Annotated in this window: 18 protein-coding genes; 8 read left to right on the top strand and 10 right to left on the bottom strand. The window is 62.0% G+C overall.

Features of this window, described 5'->3' with window-relative positions; all coding sequences use genetic code 11:
• The first annotated feature begins 58 nt into the window (after nucleotides 1-58).
• From ATN84_RS06025 to ATN84_RS06010, 4 genes are all read left to right on the top strand, one after another.
• On the top strand, nucleotides 59-682 hold the full coding sequence (locus ATN84_RS06025; protein ID WP_068880608.1) for a J domain-containing protein: 624 nt from the start codon (nucleotides 59-61) through the stop codon (nucleotides 680-682).
• 102 nt (nucleotides 683-784) lie between these two features.
• Nucleotides 785-1,771 carry a cobaltochelatase subunit CobS gene (gene cobS, locus ATN84_RS06020; protein WP_068880607.1) on the top strand — a complete coding sequence of 329 codons (987 nt, stop codon included), beginning with the start codon at nucleotides 785-787 and terminating at the stop codon, nucleotides 1,769-1,771.
• Between the two features lie 9 nt (nucleotides 1,772-1,780).
• A complete protein-coding gene (gene cobT / locus ATN84_RS06015) occupies nucleotides 1,781-3,667 on the top strand; it encodes a cobaltochelatase subunit CobT (protein ID WP_068880606.1) in 1,887 nt (628 codons plus the stop codon).
• A gap of 41 nt (nucleotides 3,668-3,708) precedes the next feature.
• Nucleotides 3,709-4,674: an esterase-like activity of phytase family protein gene (locus ATN84_RS06010; protein WP_153020103.1), complete on the top strand. Its 966-nt coding sequence runs from the start codon at nucleotides 3,709-3,711 to the stop codon at nucleotides 4,672-4,674.
• On the opposite strand, the gene ATN84_RS06005 is transcribed toward ATN84_RS06010, so the two are convergent.
• Nucleotides 4,647-5,282 carry a VUT family protein gene (locus ATN84_RS06005; protein ID WP_068880604.1) on the bottom strand — a complete coding sequence of 212 codons (636 nt, stop codon included), beginning with the start codon at nucleotides 5,280-5,282 and terminating at the stop codon, nucleotides 4,647-4,649. The genes ATN84_RS06010 and ATN84_RS06005 overlap by 28 nt on opposite strands.
• A gap of 139 nt (nucleotides 5,283-5,421) precedes the next feature.
• Nucleotides 5,422-5,718: a 50S ribosomal protein L28 gene (gene rpmB / locus ATN84_RS06000; protein WP_068880603.1), complete on the bottom strand. Its 297-nt coding sequence runs from the start codon at nucleotides 5,716-5,718 to the stop codon at nucleotides 5,422-5,424.
• Between the two features lie 359 nt (nucleotides 5,719-6,077).
• On the opposite strand from rpmB, the gene ATN84_RS05995 reads away from it, so the two are divergent.
• Together ATN84_RS05995 and yddG are read left to right on the top strand one after the other, a co-directional pair.
• Entirely contained in the window at nucleotides 6,078-6,839 is a 762-nt protein-coding gene (locus ATN84_RS05995; RefSeq protein WP_244490983.1) for a DUF3108 domain-containing protein, read from the top strand.
• Between the two features lie 36 nt (nucleotides 6,840-6,875).
• Nucleotides 6,876-7,769 (top strand): aromatic amino acid exporter YddG, encoded by an 894-nt coding sequence (gene yddG, locus ATN84_RS05990; RefSeq protein ID WP_068880601.1) that lies wholly within the window; start codon nucleotides 6,876-6,878, stop codon nucleotides 7,767-7,769.
• 3 nt (nucleotides 7,770-7,772) lie between these two features.
• Here the strand turns inward: yddG and ATN84_RS27685 are convergent, their stop codons facing one another.
• The 8 genes from ATN84_RS27685 to ATN84_RS05950 form a co-directional block, all read right to left on the bottom strand.
• Nucleotides 7,773-8,234 (bottom strand): hypothetical protein, encoded by a 462-nt coding sequence (locus ATN84_RS27685; protein ID WP_244490982.1) that lies wholly within the window; start codon nucleotides 8,232-8,234, stop codon nucleotides 7,773-7,775.
• A gap of 151 nt (nucleotides 8,235-8,385) precedes the next feature.
• The gene (gene gloB, locus ATN84_RS05980) at nucleotides 8,386-9,165 is read right to left on the bottom strand and encodes a hydroxyacylglutathione hydrolase (protein WP_068880600.1); all 780 of its coding nucleotides are present in this window, start codon (nucleotides 9,163-9,165) and stop codon (nucleotides 8,386-8,388) included.
• A 132-nt stretch (nucleotides 9,166-9,297) separates the two neighbouring features.
• Nucleotides 9,298-9,732: a hypothetical protein gene (locus tag ATN84_RS05975; RefSeq protein ID WP_068880599.1), complete on the bottom strand. Its 435-nt coding sequence runs from the start codon at nucleotides 9,730-9,732 to the stop codon at nucleotides 9,298-9,300.
• Between the two features lie 122 nt (nucleotides 9,733-9,854).
• The gene (locus ATN84_RS05970; RefSeq protein ID WP_068880598.1) at nucleotides 9,855-10,550 is read right to left on the bottom strand and encodes a septation protein A; all 696 of its coding nucleotides are present in this window, start codon (nucleotides 10,548-10,550) and stop codon (nucleotides 9,855-9,857) included.
• Nucleotides 10,551-12,041: a signal recognition particle-docking protein FtsY gene (gene ftsY, locus ATN84_RS05965; RefSeq protein WP_068880597.1), complete on the bottom strand. Its 1,491-nt coding sequence runs from the start codon at nucleotides 12,039-12,041 to the stop codon at nucleotides 10,551-10,553. It lies immediately after the preceding gene.
• An 18-nt stretch (nucleotides 12,042-12,059) separates the two neighbouring features.
• Nucleotides 12,060-13,343, bottom strand: a complete 1,284-nt coding sequence (gene mtaB, locus ATN84_RS05960) for a tRNA (N(6)-L-threonylcarbamoyladenosine(37)-C(2))-methylthiotransferase MtaB (protein WP_068880596.1) — start codon at nucleotides 13,341-13,343, stop codon at nucleotides 12,060-12,062.
• Nucleotides 13,343-14,242: a diaminopimelate epimerase gene (dapF, locus tag ATN84_RS05955; RefSeq protein ID WP_068880595.1), complete on the bottom strand. Its 900-nt coding sequence runs from the start codon at nucleotides 14,240-14,242 to the stop codon at nucleotides 13,343-13,345. The genes mtaB and dapF overlap by 1 nt, the downstream gene beginning before the upstream one ends.
• Nucleotides 14,243-14,335: 93 nt before the next feature.
• Nucleotides 14,336-14,500: a DUF1328 family protein gene (locus tag ATN84_RS05950; RefSeq protein WP_082766144.1), complete on the bottom strand. Its 165-nt coding sequence runs from the start codon at nucleotides 14,498-14,500 to the stop codon at nucleotides 14,336-14,338.
• A 260-nt stretch (nucleotides 14,501-14,760) separates the two neighbouring features.
• On the opposite strand from ATN84_RS05950, the gene ATN84_RS05945 reads away from it, so the two are divergent.
• Both ATN84_RS05945 and ATN84_RS05940 read left to right on the top strand, forming a co-directional pair.
• Nucleotides 14,761-15,642 carry an ABC transporter permease gene (locus ATN84_RS05945; protein WP_068880921.1) on the top strand — a complete coding sequence of 294 codons (882 nt, stop codon included), beginning with the start codon at nucleotides 14,761-14,763 and terminating at the stop codon, nucleotides 15,640-15,642.
• Nucleotides 15,639-16,433: an ABC transporter ATP-binding protein gene (locus ATN84_RS05940; RefSeq protein WP_068880593.1), complete on the top strand. Its 795-nt coding sequence runs from the start codon at nucleotides 15,639-15,641 to the stop codon at nucleotides 16,431-16,433. Before ATN84_RS05945 ends, ATN84_RS05940 begins: the two co-directional genes overlap by 4 nt.
• The last annotated feature ends 22 nt before the right edge of the window (nucleotides 16,434-16,455 follow it).

The following is a 16,455-nucleotide window of genomic DNA, read 5'->3' as shown; positions in this document are numbered from 1 at the left end:
TCATGGGCGAAATGTCAATTCTTGTTTAGCTGAACGATCTCCCCATAATCGTGATTCGATGAAACTGAACTCAAAATATTTCGACCGCATTCGTATCCGCCCGGAAAAGGAGGCGGAGGCGAAGCCGCGCGCGCCGCAATGCCAGTGGGACGGCTGCGATGCACCGGGAACGCACCGCGCTCCCGTCGGGCGCATGCGGGAAGGTGAATATTTCCACTTCTGCATCGACCATGTGCGCCAGTACAACAAGAGCTTCAACTATTTCTCGGGCCTTTCGGACGGCGAGATCGCCCGTTTCCAGAAGGACGCCCTGACGGGACATCGCCCGACCTGGTCGGCGGCGGCTAATGCTTCGGCGCGAACGTCGCCCGATTTTGCTCAAGTGCGTTCCGGCCGCGCCGGCTATTACAACAAGGTGCGCGATCCCTTCAATCTGTTCGGAGAGACGCAGGCTCGCGCCGGCGCAACGCCGAAGATGCGCAAGCCTCGGCCGCTCGAAGCCAAGGCATTCGAAACCCTCGGCCTCAATGCAAATTCGACTGGCGATCAGATCAAGTCGCGCTATAAGGAACTGGTAAAGCTCCATCATCCGGATGCGAATGGTGGAGACCGGGGTTCCGAGGATCGGTTCCGCGAGGTGATCCAGGCTTATCAATTGCTCAAGCAGGCCGGTTTTTGCTAAAGCCACCTGAAGGATTGGGAGCCCGTTTCATGGGTGTCCCGGATTACATTTCGATTGCGTTGGAATCTGCGGCGGGCACTTTCCCTCCGCTCTGGAGGCATGATGAACAAGGTTGAACGGGATATCGCCAATCTGCCGGACAAGACGGTCAGGGTAGCTGAGGTTTTCGGCATCGATTCCGACATGACCGTGCCGGCCTATGCGGCAGGCGATGCCTATGTGCCGGAAATCGATCCGGACTATCTTTTCGACCGCCAAACGACGCTCGCCATCCTCGCGGGTTTCGCCTACAACCGGCGGGTCATGGTGGCGGGCTATCACGGCACCGGCAAGTCCACCCATATCGAGCAGGTCGCCGCCCGCCTCAACTGGCCATGCGTGCGCGTCAATCTCGACAGCCATGTCAGCCGTATCGACCTCGTCGGCAAGGACGCCATCGTCGTCAAGGATGGCATGCAGGTGACCGAGTTCAAGGACGGCATCCTGCCCTGGGCCTATCAGCACAATGTGGCGCTGGTCTTCGACGAATATGACGCCGGCCGCCCCGACGTGATGTTCGTCATCCAGCGCGTGCTGGAATCATCGGGCCGCCTGACCCTGCTCGACCAGAGCCGCGTCATCCGTCCACATCCGGCCTTCCGCCTGTTCGCCACCGCCAACACCATCGGCCTCGGCGATACGACCGGGCTCTATCACGGCACGCAGCAGATCAACCAGGCCCAAATGGACCGCTGGTCGATCGTCACCACGCTCAACTACCTGCCGCATGACAATGAAGTCGCTATCGTTCTGGCCAAGGCCAAGCACTACCAGAATGCGGAAGGCCGCGAGATCGTCTCGAAGATGGTCCGGATCGCCGACATGACGCGCTCCGCCTTCATCAATGGCGATCTTTCCACCGTCATGAGCCCGCGCACGGTCATCACCTGGGCGGAGAATGCCGATATCTTCAAGGATGTCGGCTTTGCCTTCCGCCTGACGTTCTTGAACAAGTGCGACGAACTGGAGCGTCCGACGGTAGCCGAGTTCTATCAGCGGGCCTTCGGCAAGGAATTGCCGGAATCCATGGTCAACACGGTTCTTGCATAGGCGTTGCATATGGCGGGTCCGGGCGACAATACGCGCGAGCGGCCGAAAGGGCCGGTGGACACGGAGCCGTTCAAGCGGGCCGTGACGGCCTGCATGCGTGCGATCGCCGGCTCGAACGAACTCGAAGTCGCTTTCGGCAACGACCGTCCGGCGCTGACGGGAAACCGCGCGCGCCTGCCGGAACTGCCGAAGCGACCGACGGCGCACGATGTGGCGGTGACGCGGGGTCTCGGCGATTCCATGGCTTTGCGCCGCGCCTGCCACAACGCCCGTATCCATGCGACGCTGGCGCCTGAGGGTAAGCAGGCGCGGGCCATCTTCGATGCGGTCGAGCAGGCCCGTGTCGAGGCCATCGGCGCGCGCGCCATGGATGGCGTCGGCGACAATCTCGCCTCGATGCTCTCGGATAAATACAGCCGCGCCAATTTTCCCGCGATCACCGAGAAGGCCGACGCGCCGATCGAGGAAGCGGTGGCGCTGATGGTGCGCGAAAAGCTCACCGGCCGCCGTGCGCCTGATGAAGCCGGCAATGTCGTCGATCTCTGGCGCGACTGGATCGAGGAGAAGGCCGGCGCCGACATCGCGCACCTGAGCGACAAGCTGGAAGACCAGCAGGCTTTTGCCCGCGTCGTGCGGGAGATGCTCGCCTCGATGGATATGGCGGAAGAGCTCTCGCAACAGGAGCAATCCACCGATCAGGACGAAGAGAGCGAGGAAACGCCCAAGCCCGAGGACAATGAAGAGGGCGGGTCGGAGGAGCAGGAAGGCTCCGACGCGGCCGACAGCGACGATGCCGAAAGTTCGAGCGAGGACGGCGAGCAGGGCGAGATGGAAGCGGCTGATAGTTTCGCCGACGACATGGACGGCGACGAGGATGTCGACGCCGAGACACCCGGAGAGGCGCGCCGCCCGAACCAGCCCTTCGCCAATTTCGCCAGCGAGATCGACTACAAGGTCTTCACGCAGGAATTCGACGAGACGGTCGAGGCCACCGAGCTTTGCGACGAGTCGGAACTCGAGCGGCTGCGCGCCTTTCTTGACAAGCAGCTCGCCAATCTGCAGGGCGTGGTCGGCAGGCTCGCCAACCGGCTGCAGCGCCGGCTGATGGCGCAGCAGAACCGCTCCTGGGATTTCGATCTCGAAGAAGGCTATCTCGACCCGTCGCGGCTGGTGCGCGTCGTCATCGATCCGACGCAGCCGCTTTCCTACAAGCAGGAGCGCGACACGGATTTCCGCGACACGGTGGTGACGCTGCTTCTCGACAATTCCGGCTCGATGCGCGGCCGGCCGATCACGGTCGCCGCCACCTGCGCCGACATTCTCGCCCGCACGCTGGAGCGTTGCGGCGTCAAGGTCGAAATCCTCGGCTTCACCACGCGCGCGTGGAAGGGCGGGCAGGCGCGCGAGGCGTGGCTCGACCGCGGCAAGGTGGCCAATCCGGGCCGTCTCAACGATCTGCGCCACATCATCTACAAGAGCGCCGATGCGCCATGGCGGCGGGCGCGCCGCAATCTCGGCCTGATGATGCGCGAAGGCCTGCTCAAGGAAAACATCGACGGCGAGGCACTGATCTGGGCGCACCAGCGGCTTATCGGGCGGCCGGAGCAGCGCAAGATCCTGATGATGATCTCCGACGGCGCGCCGGTCGATGATTCCACGCTTTCGGTCAATCCGGGCAATTATCTCGAACGCCATCTGCGGGCTGTCATCGAGGAAATCGAGACCCGCTCGCCGGTCGAACTCATCGCCATCGGCATCGGCCATGACGTGACGCGCTATTATCGCCGGGCCGTCACCATTGTCGACGCGGAGGAGCTGGCCGGCGCCATGACCGAGCAACTCGCTTCGCTCTTCGACGAGCATGGCAATGGCGCCCGCCGCGCAGGGCGCCGTTGAGAAGGCTGCCCCGCCTCTTTCTGTTTCTCTGCGCAATAGCCTTGGCCATCTGCCGGCCTTTACCCGGCCAGGCGGAAGACCGCGTCGAGCGGTTCGATGTGACCGCCCGTCCGATCACGCAGTTCCGCATCGGCTCGTCCGAACGGCGCTTCGGCGCACTGGAATTCGTCGGCGGACTGGCCCTGACGGCGGCGAACCGCGAATTCGGCGGCATGTCGGCGATCCGCTTTCTCGATGCCGGCCGCAACTTTCTCGGCGTCACCGATACCGGCTTCTGGTATGCGGGTTCAATCGAGCGGGATGCGGAAGGCCGGCCCTCGGGCATCCGCAGCTTCAGGATGGCGCCGCTCATTGATGCTTCCGGTGAGCCTTTCGCGCAAAAATGGAACGCCGATGCCGAAAGCCTAGCCATATCAGGCGACAAGGTGACGGTCGGCTTCGAACGCGAGCACCGCTTGCTGGAATATAGGCTCGACACGCAGGATTTCGCATCGTTGCCGAAAGCCCTGCCATTGCCGTTGCCGCGAGAAGAACTGCGCAGGAATGCGAGCTTGGAGGCGGTCGCGGTCTCACCCGCGTCAGGCCCCCTCGGCGGCACGCGTGTGGTTTTGACGGAGAAAAGCCTGAACAGGAATGGCGATATTTTCGCGGCCGTGCTTGCCGGGCCGCGTCGGGGTATCTTCTTTGTCCGCCGGACGGACGATTTCGATATCAGCGATGCGGCTTTCCTGCCCGATGGCGATTTGTTGATCCTGGAGCGGCGCTATGCGCTGGTTTCGGGCGTGGCGCTTCGCATCCGCCGCATCAAGAGCGAAACCATCCAGCCCGGCGCAACGGTCGACGGCGCAATCCTGCTCAAGGCCGATATGGGCTATCAGATCGACAATATGGAAGGGATCGATGTGTGGACCGACAGCCGGGGCCGTCAGGTCCTCTCGCTCATCTCGGACGACAATTATTCGCTCTGGCAGCGCAATCTCTATTTGGAGTTCCGGCTGGCGGAATAAATAGCCGGGTGGAAGATCGCGAGGACCATTCCGTAGGGAGCTAGCATAAGGATACCCATGGCGGTCTTCACCAGGAAATCGCCAAGGGCGAGAGACATCCAGAGCGGGATCTGCGTGCCGAAAAAAGCCACAGGGAAGGCGAGCGACGCATCCGGCATGCCCGTCATCGCATCGATCCAGGCAAATTGCGCGGCAAAGGCGACAGAGAAGAAGAGCGCCGTGTCGAGAACCGAGCCGAACATGGTTCCAGCGAACGGCGCCTTCCACCATTCCTGCCGGCGCAGGCGGTCGAACACCGTTATGTCGATCAGCTGGGCCAGGAGAAAGGCGCTGCCGGAGGCAATGGCGATGCGGGGGGTGGCGAGCCAGATCGACATGATGACCCCGAGCACGAAACCGGCATAGACCACCTTGCGGGCGGCGGCCGGACCGAAGCGGCGATTGGTCAGATCATTGACGAAGAAAGCGACGGGATAGGTCAACGCTCCCCATGTCAGTATTTCGTGCAGACCGAAATGGTTGAAGGGATACTGGACGAGCACATTCGATGCGGCGACGATCGCGCACATGGAAAGGATGGCGGGGAGGAGAGGACGCATATCGCTCATTTTTTTATCCTGGGTGATGGAACCAGCACCAGAGCACGATCCCGAAAAGTTTCAGGCTTTCCGGATAGGATCATGCGGCTAAACCAAAAACTAAGGGCCGACAAAAGCCGGCCCCGGTCTAATCCGTCACAGCCGGCGATCAGGCGGCGGCGGCTTCAGCCAGCTTCTTGGCGATCTGACGCTTCAGGAGACGGGCGCGCTGCGACAGTTCCTTGTCGTCGGCCTTGGTCAGGAAGGCGTCGAGGCCGCCGCGATGCTCGACCGAACGCAGGGCGTTAGCGGAAACACGCAGACGGTAGCTCTGTCCGAGGGCTTCGGACATCAGCGTGACATCGCAGAGATTCGGCAGGAAGCGGCGACGCGTCTTGTTGTTCGCGTGGCTGACATTGTTGCCGTACTGGACCGATTTTCCGGTCAATTCACAAGCGCGGGACATTGGTCTCACCTTCAAATTCTGTTATCAGGCCCCGGCCCGGTGTCCGATAAACTCTCTCGCATAAACGCATTACAACGATGCGGGGCTGCGGGCGCGCATTCTTCGGACAGGCGGCCTTATGGGAAAGTCGCGTTTCTATAGTGTGAGGTGCTGTCCGCGTCAAGCGCTTTCGGGGATGCCGCCATTTTTGGCCCCGATCCGGTGCTTGCCGGTTCGCTCAACTTGTCTTTTCTCATCATAACTTCGCCTATTTTCTTCTATTGGACAACAATTCAAGGGCGTAGAGCGGCTTTGGGCCGCGGAGCGAGGGAAGTATGGCGTCGTCGATGGGCATTCTGCGCCGTGCGGGCGCAACAGCAATGATCAGTGGTCTGGCTCTTGCCTTTGCCGCAAATTCGGCGTTTGCGGCCGAAACCTACCGGACCTGGTATGAGGTCTCGATATTCGGACTCAATATCGCCAAATCCGGCTTCGAAACGAAGGTGAATGACGGCAGTTACGACCTCTCGGGAAAGCTGTCGAGCTCCGGCGTGGCGCGCATCTTCGACAAGACCGACGGAACGATCCGCGTCACCGGTTCCGCGTCGGGTGCGAGTGTCGTGCCGGCCTCCTATGAGGTAAAGTATAAGAACGGCAAGAAGAACAAACGCACCGTCATCGATTTTTCCGGCGACGGCACCGTTTCGCAGGTGGAAAACACGCCGCCTGTCAAAAAGCGCGCCCCATGGGTCGAAACAGGGCCGAACGATCTCAAATCCGTCGCCGACCCCCTGAGCGGCCTGATGATCCGGGCCACCGATCTCAAATCGGTCTGCGGGCGCACGCTGCATATTTTCGATGGCCAAACCCGCGCCGACCTTCAATTGTCCTATGCGGGAATAAAGCCTTTCACCACCAAGGGCTTCAAGGGCGATGCCGTGACCTGCTCTGTCAAATTCGTGCCGATCTCTGGCTACCAGAAGGGCAAGGAAGCGATCGAATATCTCAAGAACAAGAGCAAGATCAGTATCTCGTTTGCTTCCCTCGGCGATTCCGGTATCTATGCCCCGGTTGCCGCCAGCATCGGCACGCAGATCGGTACTGTTTCGGTTTTTGCGAACCGGTTCGAAAAGATAAACTGATTAACGGGCGGGCCCCTCCCGCCGGGAGGCGCTGACATGGTAAGACTGGCGACGCTGATCGGCTTTTCGGCCGTCGTCATGTGGGCGCTCCTGGCGCTGTTCACCGACGCCTCCGGCAAGGTGCCGCCTTTCCAGCTCACCGCCATGACCTTCACCATCGGCACCAGCCTTGGCCTCGTCTCCTGGCTATGGCGTCCGGGTGCGGCGCGGCATCTGAAGCAGCCGCCGACGGTCTGGCTGCTCGGCACGCTCGGCCTTTTCGGCTACCATTTCCTCTATTTTACGGCGCTGCGCCATGCTCCGGCCGTCGAAGCGAGCCTGATCGCCTATCTCTGGCCGCTTCTGATTGTCGTCGGCTCGGCGCTGATGCCGGGCGAAAGGCTGGCCTGGTATCATGTCGTCGGAACACTTTTCGGCCTCGCCGGCACGGCGCTGATTGTCACCAAGAGCGGGGGGATCGGCTTTGAGGCGAAATATCTCTTCGGCTATGCCATGGCCGCGCTCTGCGCGCTCACCTGGTCGACCTATTCGCTCATGTCGCGCCGTTTTGCCGCCGTGCCAACCGATGCCGTCACCGGCTTCTGCGCGGTTACCGCCATTCTGTCGCTTGTCTGCCATCTGGCGCTGGAGCAGACCGTCTGGCCGGAGACGGCAACGCAATGGCTTGCTGTGGCAGGGCTGGGCCTTCTGCCTGTCGGTGCCGCCTTCTACGCCTGGGATTTCGGCGTCAAGCGCGGCAATATCCAGGTGCTGGGAGCGGCGAGCTATGCGGCGCCGTTGCTCTCGACACTGGTGCTGATCCTTGCCGGATCGGCGGAGCCGTCCTTGCGCATCCTCGCCGCCTGTCTTCTCATCACCTTCGGTGCCGTGCTGGCGGCCAAGGATATGATCCTGTCGAAACGGCGCAATCAGGCCATTGAGCCGGCATAAGGTTCATTCGCCGATCAATTGCTGGATCCGCGCCTTGTATTCCCTGCCGAACGCGAGATGCTCGGGATTGACCTTTCCCAGTTCGTCGATCAGCTGCGGCTCGTCCTCAGATTCGGCGGCGGCAAGGCTGCTCATCAATGCGAAATAGCCGACGATATAGTCGCGCGGCTTCACCTGATGCTTCGACAGGACAGTCATGACCTGCGGTTTGGCTTCGACACCGGCCGTCAAGGAGTCGAGCGTTACCGGTTGCCCTGCATCTGCATCGCCCTCCTGACCGGTGAGGTCGAGCGCCTGGAGCTCGGTCTGTATGGCCTCCATCCGGGTGAGAAAATCCTCGGTGAGCGGAAAGGCGTTCACCTCGGCCTGCGTTTCGAGCGAGGCCTGTGCCGCGGCGGGAGCAGCCGTCAGCAGGGTCAGAACGGGCCACAGGATCAAGGCGGCTGTGAAGATCAGGCGGAGCACTGCAGTTCCTCCAGTTTGTCAGGTCTCCATTACGGCGGAGCCGCCAGCAAGGAAAGCCGGATTCAATCCGGAAGGAGCCCGCTTCCGACAATTCGAATGACCCCGCCTGCCGGATGCGGATGGCGTGCGGATCGCCTGAGCGTCAGCGCTATCAGAAATTGTCCTTGCGCTTGCGGATTTCGGCGAAAACCTCCTCGTCGGAAGCGCCCTGCATGCCCAGCCGGGCGCGGATGCGCGGGTCATGCCAGCGCAGGAAGGGATTGGTCGCCATCTCAAGCGCGATGGTCGTCGGCAGCGTCGGTCTGCCCGCCTCGCGCAGCCGGGCAATCTCCCTCGCGCGCTCCTTCAATGCTGGGTTTTCCGGATCGATCGTCAGGGCAAAACGGGCGTTGCTTTCGGTGTATTCATGGCCGCAATAGACCGCGGTATCGCCCGGCAGGGCGACGAGGCGCGACAGCGAGCGGAACATCGTCGCCGGCGTGCCCTCGAATAGCCGGCCGCAGCCCAGCGCGAACAGCGTATCGCCGGTGAATGCCACCTGCGCCTGCGGCAGATAATAGGAGATTTCGCCCGCCGTATGGCCGGGGGTGGCGATCGCCTCGACCGCGAAGCGGCCGAAATCAAAACGCTCGCCATCGGAGACGGTGATATCGATGCCAGGGATCGAAGCTTTCTCGGATTCCGGGCCGATGATGGTCAGGCCGTATCTCTGCTTGAGCGACAGATTGGCTTCGACATGGTCGGGATGATGATGGGTGGTGAAGATGAAATCGAGCTCCCAGCCACGCCGCTTCAGCGCCGCCAGGATGGGCGCTTCCTCCGGCGCGTCGATGGAAGCGGTGAGGCCGCTTTCCGGATCATGGATCAGGACACCGAAATTATCGCTGCGGCAGATGAACTGCTCGATATCGAGCCGGGGCAGAGGGGGCATTGATTGTACCATTTGCAAATTCCAGTCTTCTGGCCCGGCATCTGCAAACGCCAAAACGGATCAAGCCGCGCCGCGCCCATAAGAGCGCGGGACGGCCGTTTCCGCAAGAAACAGTTTTGCGACCGGTTTGGCCTAGTAGCCGAGCAGGGCGTATTGCCTGACCCAGCCAGCGGCACGGCTGGCTACCGAAACGGTGCCGGTGACGGCCCTGTCAACGGTATCGGTCACGGTCTGGTAGCCGAAGCGGGAGCGCTTCGCCAGGACAACCCGGGATTCGACCGGGACGCCGGTCGCAGCGTGAAACGTCGGCCTGTCGCCGATATGGGAGGGAACGGTGATCTTCGGGCTCACCGAGGCCAGGAGATGCTGGCCGGACGGGCCCGCGGGCCGGCAGGCTGCGGTGATCAGCGGATAGGCCACGTCCCTGCCGCTCTTGATCTCGCGCGCCAGATCCTTCTCGCAATCCTGCATACTGGTCCAGCCGGCATCCGCCGTGCGGATAAATTCGCACTGCTTGGCGTCGCAGTCGCACCCCATGAGCGTCATGACGATAAGTGCTGTTTTCATGTCCCCGAGCTCCGCAACCACGCGATAAGCGGATTTATCTCAACCGAAAACGGCAGCACTTCGCTTCGAAAATGGAAAGATTATGGACGAATGTTGCTCGATGTTTCCGTAATCGCCACAATTCAAGGTTGCTTTTCCTGTCTGGGAGTCAACTTTTCATCTTCTTTTGGCTCGAGCGAGTGCTGCATGATGAGACGCATCTGCGAAAGGGTGAAAGCGATGGTGATCGGCATGATGCCCCATACCTTGAAGGCGACCCATGTATCGGTGGAGAAATTGCGCCAGACCACTTCGTTCAAGACGGCCAGAACCAGGAAAAACAGGCCCCAGCGCAGGGTCAGCTTGCGCCAGCCCTCCGCATCGAGTTTGAAAGCCTGGTCGAAGACGTAGCCAAGAAGCGATTTGCCGAAGGCGAGCCCACCGAGCAGCACCACGCCGAACAGCGTGTTGACGATGGTGGGCTTCATCTTGATGAAGGTGTCATTGTGCAGCCAGAGCGTCAGCGCGCCGAAGGCGAGCACGACGATGCCGGAGACGAGCGGCATGATCGGCAGCGTGCGGGTCATCGCCCATGAAACGGCAAGCGCCAGAACGGTTGCCGCCATAAAAAGGGCGGTGGCGATGAAGATCGGTCCGCCGATCACGCCCAAAGCGGGAAAACGCTCCAGCAACCACTCGCCACGCGCGTTGGCGAAGAAGAAGACGAGCAGGGGGCCAAGCTCCAGCGCCAGCTTCAGGAGCGGCGGCACCTCCTTGCGGATGGGGTCCGACTGGGTTGCCGGGTCGGAAGGATCGCGTTCGAAGATCGGATGTTCCATTCATGCCACTCCTGCGATTGCGCGGGCGAAGTCCTGCGCGGCAAAGGGTTCGAGATCGTCGACCTGCTCGCCGACGCCGATGAAATAGACCGGCAATTTATGCTTCGCCGAGATGGCGACGAGGATGCCGCCGCGCGCCGTGCCGTCGAGCTTCGTCATGACCAGACCGTTGACGCCGGCGACATTTCTAAAGATCTCGACCTGGTTGAGCGCGTTCTGCCCGGTGGTCGCGTCAAGCGTCTGCAGCACGGTATGCGGCGCTTCCGGGTCGTTCTTGCCGAGAACGCGGACGATCTTCGCCAATTCGTCCATCAGCTCGGCCTTGTTCTGCAGGCGGCCGGCGGTGTCGATGATCAGCACGTCGCTGCCCGCTTCCTTGGCCTTTTCCCAGGCATCATAGGCGAGCCCCGCCGCATCCGCCCCGAGTTTCGAGGAGACGACTGGCGCGCCGGTGCGCTCGCCCCAGATGTGCAATTGCTCGATGGCCGCGGCACGGAAGGTATCGCCGGCCGCGAGCATCACCTTGAGACCGCCGGCGGTAAGCTTTGCGGCGAGTTTGCCGATGGTGGTGGTCTTGCCGGTGCCGTTGACGCCGACCACCAGAATGACGTGCGGCTTGTGCGAAAGGTCGAGCTCCAGCGGCTTGGCCACCGGGGCCAGCACCTTCTCGATCTCGGCGCTCATGATGGAGCGCACCTCGTCGGTGGCGATGTCCTTGCCGTAGCGTCCGGAGGCCAGCGCATCGGTAATGCGCATCGCCGTCTCCAGCCCGAGATCGGCCTGGATCAGCACGTCTTCGAGGTCCTGGAGCGTGTCTTCATCGAGCTTGCGCTTGGTGAAGATGCCGCCAATGGAATCGCCGAGCTGCTGCGAGGAGCGCGACAGGCCCTTGCGCAGGCGCTCGAACCATGTCGCCTTCTTCTCGGGTTCGGCAGACGGTGCCGTTTCCTCTTCGCGGGCCTCGACCGATTTTCCGACCGCGACCTTTTTCGGTTGCGGCTTCGGTGCAACCGGTTCGGGAGCCGGCTCCGGCTCGACAATATCAGGTGTTGCTTCCGGCTGAGATTCAACCGGCGGCTCGACAGCGGGCGGGGTTTCAATCGGAATTTCGACTTCCGCGACCCGGCGCTCTGCCGGCTCGGGCTCCAGCTCCGGCAGCTTGGGTTCGGCTATTTTTTCTTCTTGAGGGGGAGCCACCTCGGCAACAGGTTCCATCGGCTCTTGCGGATGATCTTCTTCCGCAGACTGTCCGACCTGTTCCTCGATCTCGATTTCAGGCTCGATAGCCGCCTCTTCGGTCTTCGGCTCTTTGGGGATCTCCGCGCGTTCAGCCGGTGCTTCCGGCTGAGCTTCGGCCTTTTCTATGGTCGCTGCCGGTTCCGGAGCCGGTGCTTCAGCTTCAGGCGCAGTATCGGAAGCGCCCTCGACGGGTACCTCCTCGACTTCCTTCTTGCCGAAGGAAAATATCTTCTTGATGAATTCGAGAGCCATGAATGCCGTTTCTGTTGGTTAAGCCGCCTGGCGATCGGCCGGAGCTGCAATCAGCTTGTCGCCGTCGTGCCCGACGATCCGCCGCTCGACGATTCCGCCAAGCTCGCCGCCATCGAGGGCGGTCAGCGTGAAGCCCTCGGTGCGACCGATGCCCTCGCGCTCGACGAGGATCTTCTGCACCGTGCCCTCAAGCTTCTTGAGATGCGCCGCATAGGCGCGGTCGCCTTCCGCCCGCAGCCGCGCGGCGCGTTCTTTGACGATCTGGCGGGCCACCTGCGGCATGCGCGCGGCGGGCGTGCCCTCGCGCGGGGAAAACGGGAAGACGTGGAGGTGCGTCAGCCCGCATTCTTCCACGATCTTCAGCGAATTCTCGAACATCTCGTCCGTTTCGGTCGGAAAACCGGCGATGATATCTGCGCCGAAGACGATATCCGGCCTGATCTGGCGCACCGTTTCACAGAAGCGGATGGAATCCTCGCGCAGATGCCGGCGTTTCATGCGCTTCAGGATCATGTCGTCACCAGCCTGCAGCGACAAATGCAGATGCGGCATCAGGCGCTTTTCATTGGCCAGTGCATCCATCAGATCGTCATCGGCCTCGATGGAATCGATCGAGGAAAGGCGCAGGCGCTGGAGATCAGGCACTTGCGCGAGGATCGTCTTCACCAGCTTGCCAAGGCGCAGGTTCCCCGGCAGGTCGGGGCCGTAGCTCGTCATGTCGACGCCGGTCAGCACCACTTCCGCGTAGCCATTGCCGACGAGGCGCTTCACCTGCTCAACCACCGCGCCCATCGGCACCGAGCGCGAATTGCCGCGGCCATAGGGAATGATGCAGAAGGTGCAGCGGTGGTCGCAGCCGTTCTGCACCTGCACGAAGGCGCGGGCGCGGCCTTCGATGGCGTCGACCATGTGGCTCGCCGTCTCGCGAACCTCGAAGATGTCGTTGACGCGGACTTTCTCGAACTGGTTGACGCCGAAATCCGGCAGCATCCGGTAGGAGTTGGATTTTAGCTTTTCCTCGTTGCCGAGAACGAGGTCGACCTCGCCCATGGCGGCAAAATCGTCCGCGCCGGTTTGCGCCGCGCAACCTGTCACGATAATGCGCGCATCAGGATTTTCGCGGCGCGCCTTGCGGATCGCTTGGCGCGCCTGCCGGACGGCTTCGCCTGTTACGGCGCATGTATTGAAGACGATCGCGCCACCCTGAAGCTCTCCAAGGCCCGCGGCGTCGGCCTCGCGCTTCATCACCTCGGATTCATAGGTATTGAGGCGGCAGCCGAAGGTGACGATCTCGACCGCCATTACGCCACACCTCGTTTCGCTGGCGCCGCGGCGTTATCGCGCGACCATGCGCCGGTGACGGGGTCGAAAGTGCCGGAGAATTCCCACTCCGCCGGGCCAGTCATGATGACGTGATCGTCGTCGCGCCATTCTATCTCAAGCGGTCCGCCGGGAACGGTGACGGTCACATTGCGACCCGTGCGCCCGGTACGGGCGGCACTGACCGCGGCGGCGCAGGCGGCGGAACCGCAGGCGCGGGTCAGGCCGACGCCACGCTCCCATGTGCGCAGGATAAGCGCATCGTTGGCCGTGACCTCGGCAATCGAGATATTGGCGCGCTCGGGGAAGATTGGATGATGCTCCAGGAGCGGCCCGAACTTTTCGAGCTCATAGAACCAGACGTCGCGGTCGACCCAGAAGATCGCATGCGGATTGCCCATCGAGGCGACAGAGGGCGAGTGCAGCACGGGGGCATCGATCGGGCCGACCTGCAGCTCGATGCGGCGCGTATCGGCGAATTCTTCCGAGAGCGGGATCTCCTGCCAGCCGAAGCGCGGCTTGCCCATGTCGACGGAGATGAGGCCGTTTTCATGCTCCGCCGCCGTCAGGATGCCCGCCAGCGTTTCGAAGGTGAAACGGTTGCGCCCCGTTTCCGCCGCAAGCGCCTGCACGACGCAGCGCATGCCATTGCCGCAGGCCTGGGCCCGCGTACCGTCGCAATTGATGATCTCGACATAATAATCGGTGCCGGAGGTCTTCGGGTCGTGGATCGCCATAACCTGGTCGAACTTCGTCGCCGGATCACGCGCGAGCGCAATGGCAGCGGCCGGCGCGATGTGGTCGCTCCGTCCGCGCATGTCGGCAACGATGATCTCGTTGCCGAGCCCGTTCATCTTGGCAAAAGCCGCTTGCTCGCCCATGGCCCTTCGATCGCTACTGTCTGATATTCGACGATATGGGCTTATATGGCGGAATTGACGCCGAATTGCCAGAGCTTGGTTTTCCGGTGTTTGTCAGGCCACGACGATGCCGCCGAAGATGAGTGCGAGCAGCAGCACGATCAGCACGACAAAGATCAGGAGCTTGGCGCCCGTGGCAGCGGCACCGGCGACACCGCGAAAGCCGAGAAGGCTGGCGATGGCTGCTATGATGAGAAGAATGAAAATCCATTTGATCATGATGCTGCTCCCGATAGCGCTTCGATAGCGGAGGACCCCGGCTTCCATGTTCAGCCCAGTGCCATATCCGAACGTTCCAAACCCGATAACGTTCAAAGCAAACGGCCTTTGATATAAATTCGCGAGAAACAGGTCGAATTCGGCCCGGATTCACGCGAAAACCGCTTCCATTGGGATCGCAACCGCTCTAGAAAGCCTCGCGCATGGGTCTGTTGGCAGGCTGCACGTAAGGGAAACATCATTTTGAAGGATTGTTCACTGTGAGCCAGATCGCCTTTTGGGGTGCGGTCGAGCTGGGCCTCGTCTTTTCCTTTGTCGCGATCGGCGTCTATCTGGCGTTTCGCGTGCTCGATTTTCCCGATCTCACCGTCGACGGCTCGTTCCCGCTCGGCGCTGCCGTCACTGCCGTGCTGATCCTCGCCGGCATGAACGCATGGGCCGCCGCTGGCGTTGCCATGCTGGCAGGCGCCGCCGCTGGGCTCGTCACAGCCACGTTGAACGTCCGCTTCCGCATCCTCAACCTTCTGGCGTCGATCCTGACCATGATCGCCCTGTTCTCCGTCAATCTGCGGGTAATGGGCCGGCCGAACGTCGCCCTCATCAATCAGGACACCATGATCTCACCCTTCTACGGGCTGGGTCTTCCCGATTTCTATGTGCGCCCGCTTTTCGTCGGCGCTCTCGTCGTCGTCGCCGTGCTTCTGGTGTGGCGTTTCCTGGAAAGCGATATGGGGCTCGCCATGCGCGCGACAGGCGCCAATCCGCGCATGGCTAGGGCGCAGGGCGTCAAGACCGACCGCCAGATCTATCTTGGCATGGCGCTGTCGAACGCTCTCGTCGCTTTTGGCGGGTCGCTCTTCGCCCAGACCAACGGCTTTGCCGACGTTACCTCCGGCGTCGGCACCATCGTCGTCGGCCTTGCAGCCGTTATCATCGGCGAAACGCTCTTCCGCAGCCGTCTCCTGCTGATCGCGCTCATCGGCTGCGTCGGTGGTTCGATCATCTATCGCATCGCCATCCAGTTCGCGCTGTCGAGCGATTTCCTCGGCCTCAAGGCATCAGACCTCAATCTGGTCACCGCCGTCCTTGTTACCCTCGCGCTTATATTGCCGCGCCTGCGCCGTGGAGGAGCCGCCGCATGATCGAGATTTCCAACCTCGGCGTCGTCTTCGGGCGCGGTACGCCACTGCAGAAACAGGCGCTCTCAGGCGTCAACCTGACCATCGAGGAAGGCGCCTTCGTCACCGTCATCGGCTCAAACGGCGCCGGCAAATCGACCCTGCTCGGCGTGCTGGCAGGCGATGTGTTGCCGACGGAAGGCAAAGTCGTCATCTCAGGAAAAAACGTCACCCGCAAGCCGACGGCCGACCGGGCGAGTCTTGTCGCCCGCGTTTTCCAGGATCCGCTGACCGGCAGCTGCGGAACGCTGACCATTGAAGAAAACCTGGCGCTCGCGGCCGCTCGCGGCCGGGCCCGTGGTCTGGCGCCGGCGCTCGGCAAAAATCGCCGCGCCCATTTCCGCGAACGTGTCGCCGCACTCAATCTCGGCCTCGAGGATCGGATGCAGGATCGCATGGAGCTTCTCTCCGGCGGCCAGCGGCAGGCGCTCTCGCTCGTCATGGCGACGCTCGCAGGCTCCGAGGTCTTGCTGCTCGACGAGCATACGGCCGCGCTCGACCCAGGCATGGCCGAATATGTGATGGAACTCACCCAATCGCTGGTCAACGAAAACAGGCTGACGACATTGATGGTTACCCACTCGATGCGCCAGGCGCTTGATTTCGGCACCCGCACGATCATGCTGCATGGCGGCAGCATCGTCCTCGACGTTACCGGCGATAACAGGAAAAACCTCGGCGTGGAGGACCTCATCGCGATGTTCCGCCGCGTCCGCGGCCAGAACCTCGATGATGACGCACTTCTGATCGAGTGAAGGGTGAAGGGTGAAGGGTGAA

Origin of the sequence: Paramesorhizobium deserti (assembly GCF_001558695.1) — a bacterium.
GTDB classification, from domain to species: Bacteria; Pseudomonadota; Alphaproteobacteria; order Rhizobiales; family Rhizobiaceae; genus Paramesorhizobium; species Paramesorhizobium deserti.
This window is presented reverse-complemented; position numbering and strand designations above follow the sequence as displayed.

What these genes read in the sequence shown, in the direction of transcription:
- ATN84_RS06025 (WP_068880608.1), top strand. Translation starts at nt 59, where the DNA reads ATGAAACTGAACTCAAAATATTTCGACCGCATTCGTATCCGCCCGGAA.
- cobS (WP_068880607.1), top strand. Translation starts at nt 785, where the DNA reads ATGAACAAGGTTGAACGGGATATCGCCAATCTGCCGGACAAGACGGTC.
- cobT (WP_068880606.1), top strand. Translation starts at nt 1,781, where the DNA reads ATGGCGGGTCCGGGCGACAATACGCGCGAGCGGCCGAAAGGGCCGGTG.
- ATN84_RS06005 (WP_068880604.1), bottom strand. Translation starts at nt 5,282, where the DNA reads ATGAGCGATATGCGTCCTCTCCTCCCCGCCATCCTTTCCATGTGCGCG.
- rpmB (WP_068880603.1), bottom strand. Translation starts at nt 5,718, where the DNA reads ATGTCCCGCGCTTGTGAATTGACCGGAAAATCGGTCCAGTACGGCAAC.
- ATN84_RS05995 (WP_244490983.1), top strand. Translation starts at nt 6,078, where the DNA reads ATGATCAGTGGTCTGGCTCTTGCCTTTGCCGCAAATTCGGCGTTTGCG.
- yddG (WP_068880601.1), top strand. Translation starts at nt 6,876, where the DNA reads ATGGTAAGACTGGCGACGCTGATCGGCTTTTCGGCCGTCGTCATGTGG.
- gloB (WP_068880600.1), bottom strand. Translation starts at nt 9,165, where the DNA reads ATGCCCCCTCTGCCCCGGCTCGATATCGAGCAGTTCATCTGCCGCAGC.
- ATN84_RS05975 (WP_068880599.1), bottom strand. Translation starts at nt 9,732, where the DNA reads ATGAAAACAGCACTTATCGTCATGACGCTCATGGGGTGCGACTGCGAC.
- ATN84_RS05970 (WP_068880598.1), bottom strand. Translation starts at nt 10,550, where the DNA reads ATGGAACATCCGATCTTCGAACGCGATCCTTCCGACCCGGCAACCCAG.
- ftsY (WP_068880597.1), bottom strand. Translation starts at nt 12,041, where the DNA reads ATGGCTCTCGAATTCATCAAGAAGATATTTTCCTTCGGCAAGAAGGAA.
- mtaB (WP_068880596.1), bottom strand. Translation starts at nt 13,343, where the DNA reads ATGGCGGTCGAGATCGTCACCTTCGGCTGCCGCCTCAATACCTATGAA.
- dapF (WP_068880595.1), bottom strand. Translation starts at nt 14,242, where the DNA reads ATGGGCGAGCAAGCGGCTTTTGCCAAGATGAACGGGCTCGGCAACGAG.
- ATN84_RS05950 (WP_082766144.1), bottom strand. Translation starts at nt 14,500, where the DNA reads ATGATCAAATGGATTTTCATTCTTCTCATCATAGCAGCCATCGCCAGC.
- ATN84_RS05940 (WP_068880593.1), top strand. Translation starts at nt 15,639, where the DNA reads ATGATCGAGATTTCCAACCTCGGCGTCGTCTTCGGGCGCGGTACGCCA.